General features: G+C 47.4%; 3 protein-coding genes and 2 pseudogenes. 4 read left to right on the top strand and 1 reads right to left on the bottom strand.

Features of this window, described 5'->3' with window-relative positions:
• The 4 genes and pseudogenes from E8F20_RS09970 to E8F20_RS09955 form a co-directional block, all read left to right on the top strand.
• A pseudogene (locus E8F20_RS09970) lies at nt 1-634 on the top strand (IS3 family transposase); the annotation flags it as partial.
• A gap of 305 nt (nt 635-939) precedes the next feature.
• Nucleotides 940-1,545: a hypothetical protein gene (locus E8F20_RS09965; protein ID WP_280283604.1), complete on the top strand. Its 606-nt coding sequence runs from the start codon at nt 940-942 to the stop codon at nt 1,543-1,545.
• 10 nt (nt 1,546-1,555) lie between these two features.
• Entirely contained in the window at nt 1,556-3,631 is a 2,076-nt protein-coding gene (locus E8F20_RS09960) for a hypothetical protein (RefSeq protein ID WP_280283603.1), read from the top strand.
• Nucleotides 3,631-4,830 (top strand): hypothetical protein, encoded by a 1,200-nt coding sequence (locus tag E8F20_RS09955; protein ID WP_280283602.1) that lies wholly within the window; start codon nt 3,631-3,633, stop codon nt 4,828-4,830. Before E8F20_RS09960 ends, E8F20_RS09955 begins: the two co-directional genes overlap by 1 nt.
• A gap of 204 nt (nt 4,831-5,034) precedes the next feature.
• Here the strand turns inward: E8F20_RS09955 and E8F20_RS09950 are convergent.
• Nucleotides 5,035-5,356 (bottom strand): annotated as a pseudogene (locus E8F20_RS09950) (IS3 family transposase); the annotation flags it as partial.
• Nucleotides 5,357-5,410: the final 54 nt, after the last annotated feature.

The following is a 5,410-nucleotide window of genomic DNA, read 5'->3' as shown; positions in this document are numbered from 1 at the left end:
CCGTTACCGCGTACGTCGGTTGATGCGTGAGTTGGGCCTAGTCAGCAAGCAGCCGGGCTCGCACGCCTAAACAGGCCACGGTTGAACGGCCGGATATCCCGAACCGGCTGAACCGCGAGTTCGCTGTCCAGCATCCCAATCAGGTCTGGTGTGGCGACATCACCTACGTCTGGGCGCAAGGCCGTTGGCATTACCTGGCAGCGGTGCTGGATCTGCATACACGGCGGGTAATTGGCTGGGCGTTCTAGGCCAAGCCGGATGCCGAGCTGGTGATCAAGGCCCTGGACATGGCCTACGAACAACGTGGCAAGCCACAACAGGTGCTGTTCCATCGGATCAGGGCAGCCAGTACGCCAGTCGCGTGTTTCGGCAACGGCTCTGGCGCTACCGGATGCAGCAGAGCATGAGTCGCCGGGGTAACTGCTGGGGCAACTCGCCGATGGAGCGCCTGTTCCGCAGCCTGAAGTCGGAATGGATTCCCGCGACCGGCTACCTGACAGCCCTGGAGGCGCAGCGGTACATCAGTCATTACCTGATGTACCGCTACAACTGGATCAGGCCGCACCAATTCAATGACGGGCTACCGCCTGCCGTGGCCGAAGAAAAACTCAACCCACTGTCCGGGATGGGGTGACCACTACACAGTGCCAGCCCGGAGGGAAAGAAGGTGCTATTGGGCTCGATCTCGTACCAAGAGGATTTACTTCTCTAAGTAGCTGCCGTGGTAGAGTCTTGCTAGCGGAATGGTGTCTGGGGTGGCTAGTTAGGCTGTTGATTGGGGGACTGTTGCTTTAGGCCAGGAGGCTTCGGGTGAGCATCAAGCCTACGTGTTACTGGGGAAAGCCTGAGAATGGTGTGACGCTCTAATTGCGGATGGCGCATGAGCGTCTTCAATTCTGGCTGCCTAAAAGTGACAGGTTTAGTCGAAAGGGAGTTTTTTTGATAGTTATCAGACCTTCACAAGAAGATGAGCTTCCAAGCGAAGCTGGCGTCTATGGTTTTTTCATCTTGTTAGCTTCCAGGCAGAGAGTCGGTCTGCTGGGAGGCGAGCCATATTCTAGTGATGTGCTACTGAATGCGAAGGGGAATTTGGAGCGGCGCCTGGTAAAAATTCAGAAGCTGATCTCATCAAGAGTTCTAGATGGCGTGGTTAGAGAGCAAAATAAAAGCCAAGATGCCTCGGATTTTTATGAGGTTTTACTATCGCAAAAAAGTGCTTCTAATATCGTGTCTGCGATGGAGGGCGCGAAACTAGATTCTCTTCCTACAGTTGTTGATGCTCTTGAGAAAGCTAGTTTAATGGCAAGCCCCATCTACTGCGGCATGACCAGCGAGCAAACATTAGAGCAAAGATATAAACAGCATAAAGCAAATTTTTACGGTCGATCTGACCGAGAGGTCTTTGGTGCCCGGCTTTTGCGTTCAGGTTTGTCTTGGGATGATTTGATATTTGGATGCATCCCATTATCTACAGGGCGCTTAGATATTCGATCAATTGAAAGGCTAATGCATATATTGCTTAAAGCTCCGCTATCTAATATATAAAGGAGAGGGTATGAAGAGATTCTCACAAGAGCACTATGATGTTCACCATGTAGGAAGCTTTGGTCGCTTCTTTTCGGGTGGCTCTTTCCCGGTCGATTATTTGCAGGCATCTTTTACTGCTGCAGATCTCCTGGATTTGACTTTTGCTCAGGATCTTCATCCGGATGGACAGGATTTTGAGTTGTTAATGCAGCGCGACATTGATAAAGAGCGAGTATTAAAGTCAGTAGTCCCATACATAAATCCATTGAATTCGGCAGATCAGAAGAATAGATCTATATTTTTTCCTCCACTTCTTGTTGCAATTGTTCCGGTAAAAAATAAGGCTATGCAGCCTTACTATCCTGATGAAAAAGTAGATGTAGATGTAAATGAGGGAGTTTTATATCGGGAGTGGCCGGGGCAGTTAAAAATCCAATTTTACTTGGATTCTGGAATTTCTGCTTATAGTCAGAAGCTTCTCAAGGATGGCAGCCTTGAAGAGTTTAAAGTTGATAAGTCGCCTGTAAGGTTGTCAATTCGTAAGCCAAAGGGAAGCGAAGCAGGTGCGAGCCTTGTGGTTATTGATGGTCAACACCGTTTGGCTGCTCTCATGCATGTCTATAAGCTAAACCCCGCGGTTCTGGATGGCGTCTGTGTTCCTGTATGTATTCTCTTTCCTCCGAATAGTACCCTTGCCTACAAGGAGTATATGAAGGAGGAGGTTCTGACAGTTCATTCTGTTTTCCGATCTCTCTTCGTTGACGTTAATACAACCATGCAGCATGTTGGGGGGCACTTCAGTATCTTGCTTTCCGATTCATCTTTAAGTGGAATTATTTGTCGTAGATTCTGCGATGCAGTGTTTAAAAAACACAATGCTCGTGGGCTTGCTCAAATTGAGTGGAATATCAAGTCTAAGAAAGATGCGACGATAATAAATCGTCCGTACTCTATCACCAGTATCGGGATACTTGATAAGGCCCTTACGAAGGCGTTTGCTGGGTCGAGTAATGGTAAATCATCATTGCTCAGCTTTGTTCTGGCTTTACCTGAGGTTGAGGCTCAGCTCTATGCTGGAGATAGTGATGGGGATGATGATGAGCCGAGTGCAATCGAGTGGGAGCATTTCTCGCTGCATCAGAAAAAAATCATAGAAGGGCAGGTTGCAAAACATGTTGTTCCATGTTTGGAGGAGATATTCTTCAATATGGATGGCTACAAGTCTTTGCATAAGAAGTTCTGCAATGCGCTTGATGCTCTAGAAGCAGAAAGGGATGCCTCTCTTAGTCCAGAGTTTTATAATTCAGCGATTCAACAAATTCTTGATTATAAGCCTATAGAGGATGAAAAGGCTTATCGTCGATCTAAAGACATTTGTGCTGCTTTTGAAAATGAAATTGAGTCTGCTTTTGACGGGCATGTTGAGGGGCTTTTGCAGTATGCGATTGTTCAGCGTGGCATATTAGATGCTTGGAGTGTTTTGCTAGAAAAACTCAAAGATCTTGCTGTTACGCCACTCAAGATTACTCAGTCTTTCGTCACGTTGCTTAATCTGGCATTTCGTAATGATGGCGAGCTATTGAAGCCTCAGAAGTTATATATGCAATATACGGTCTGGGAAACTGTGAATATTAAGCCGACTGAGGAATCAAGGGCGGCCATTGCCAACTGTATACTGACGCTCCTTGCTACTGATGCAGTCGCTGATGATTTTTCACAATCCTTAGGTCTTGATGACGATTCCGCAACTAAGGTTGCAGAGCGCCTGCGTATTTTGGGCGTTGCTCGAGCTGGGGATCTCATAGGTCAATATCACAAGCTCAGACAAAAATATTTCTTGAAAACATACAAGGTAGAATTCGCTCTACTTTCTGATGATGAGCGGGCGATGCTTTCTAGTATGGAAGAGGAGTACCAGAAGCAATTGCAAGAAGTTAGGGAGAATCAGAGAAAGCAGGAGGAGGTAAGCAATGAGTTTCAGGTGCAAGTTGAGAAATATGTTGGGCGCGATGTTAAACGAGCTATTAGTGATTTCCGTAAAGCCTTCAAATACGACGGAGGCATAGCCGTAGAGGAAAAATTCGCCGACGTTGAGGCCGAGTAGTGGCTTTTATAGCTATCAATTTGCCTGCTGATGATAATAAAGAGCTCTTCGCCCTGGAGGTGGAGAGCCTTATCGGGCGGATGGGTGGTGGTCAACACCATTTGATTATGTATGAACCTCAAGGGGGTGGGGGGTTTATAGAGTATCTTGAGGAATTGGGTGTTAGTAATTTCAGTTTCTCTTATGTGAGCTTCTTTCTTTCCCCGCTGGATGTTGAGATTCTTTCTTATTCTCTCGGTAGAGATAAATGGGGCGATAGGTATTTTGCAGCTGATGGTAAGCTTCTACTTCTGAGTAGATGTGGGGAGTTTTCTCTTTTTCTTGTATTAAATTCCCCGCAGGCAGTTGTCGGCGCTAGAGGGTTGGATTCTCTAGACTCTACTATTAGATTGCTGATAGCTTTTTTGGCTGCTTATGATTCCTCACCGATTATTTCAGATTTGAGGGTTAGGCTAATCGCACTTGAGAATATTTTTAATTTCTTAGAGATTCGATCCTGCCTGGGAGAATGCCAATCTAGTGATTCTGTAAGTGGGATATCTAGATCAGTCCAGGAGTCAATTGCATTTATTAAGAAGCTGGAGCTCGCTAAGTCGGCTGCATTTAAGAGTCTTCTGGCGTGTGCAGAGCATCTTCGTGACGGAAAACTAATCCATTCTAATCTTGTTGTTCCTCCAAGAAATAGTGTGGACTATATATTTTTCAGAAAGATATATACATGGGCGGCAAGCCTTCATCTTGCGCATGCGGTTTTTCTATCTTTACGCCAAGGCTATTCAAATGAGGCGATTCATCATTGTGTGCGGGCCTTAGAGTGCTATTTATCAGGAGTTTTAGTTGCCAGCAGGAAAGTTGATGTTCGAGGCAATGGCCATCTGTATCACCAAGGGGTTAAGGTAAGTGGAGTTGGCTTGTTGCTGCGACTCTCACCTGTTCCTGCTTCACTGGACATTGATCATGTAGTTAGCTGTCGAAATAGGTCCGAGTTGGCTCATGGTTCGAAGCGGTGGAAGTGCTCTGTTTCACAGTCTGCAGTAGAGGTTGTAAAGAATTTCATCGTTTCAATAGATGCGGTACATGCAGAAGGTGATTTTATTAAACACTATCGTAAGGCTGCTTCTGTTGATTTTGTTAGGGTAACAGAGAGTGCGATCAGTGATTTTCTTTCTACTGTAGAGGCTGAATATTTTCTTTCATAAGTAGAACTAGGTTTTCTAAGTCCTACTCAATATTCATATTGGGCATGGTTCTTCTTCGCTATCCCGCTAAGCGTTCCCTTCTGTACGAGTTAGAGGTCTTTTTTAGGGTGTAGTGGTCAACCCATCCCGGACAGTGGGTTGAGTTTTTCTTCGGCCACGGCAGGCGGTAGCCCGTCATTGAATTGGTGCGGCCTGATCCAGCTGCGAGCCCGGCTGCTTGCTGACTAGGCCCAACTCACGCATCAACCGACGTACGCGGTAACGGCCAATCGTCACGCCGTCCTCGCGCAGCAGGCCCAGGATGCTGCGGCTGCCGGCCGAGCCTCGACTCTGGCAACTGGTTGACCTGGCTGCGTAGCGCAACGCGGCGAGCATCGACACGGCGCCGTCGAAGACGGTGGGCGTAGTAGCAAGACCGCGCCACATCGAAAGCTGAACAGACCACTTCCACCGGCTCCTGCTCACTCAACTGGTCTATCAGCGCGTACGATCGAGTTCGTCCGACATCAAGAGAGCGGTAGCCTTCCTAAGAAACACCTTCTACAGCCTGCAGGGTGAAGCCAAACTCAGCAGCCCGCCG

Origin of the sequence: Pseudomonas sp. BN415, assembly GCF_029871195.1 — a bacterium.
Taxonomy (GTDB): Bacteria; Pseudomonadota; Gammaproteobacteria; order Pseudomonadales; family Pseudomonadaceae; genus Metapseudomonas; species Metapseudomonas resinovorans.
The sequence above is the reverse complement of the archived record's forward strand: the minus strand, read 5'-3'. Positions and strand labels throughout refer to the sequence as shown.

Bases quoted from the DNA above. Each gene is read 5' to 3' on its own strand.
- E8F20_RS09960 (WP_280283603.1), top strand. From the start codon at position 1,556: ATGAAGAGATTCTCACAAGAGCACTATGATGTTCACCATGTAGGAAGC.